At 60.6% G+C, this 213-nt stretch carries 1 pseudogene; it reads left to right on the forward strand.

What is annotated here, in order from left to right:
• Nucleotides 1–213 (forward strand): annotated as a pseudogene (locus AAIR21_RS28310) (hypothetical protein); the annotation flags it as partial.

Here is a 213-nt window from a genome sequence, read left to right on the forward strand (position 1 = left end):
CAGCGCCGTACATCCGGCAATGGCCGCAATGGATGGCAGTGATATTGTGTCTCTGGGTTACGCCCAGCAGCACAGTGACCGTGCCGGTACCCTGCACGGCTTCCGCCTGGGGGATAATCATGCCTTTGCGGATAACTGGGGACTGAACACCTCTTCCACATGGACCATGAGCAGCGGCGGTGACCATGGCAACGCCGACCAGGTCTCCCTGCT

Origin of the sequence: Enterobacter sp. PTB, from assembly GCF_051130085.1 — a bacterium.
Classification (GTDB): domain Bacteria; phylum Pseudomonadota; class Gammaproteobacteria; order Enterobacterales; family Enterobacteriaceae; genus Enterobacter; species Enterobacter ludwigii.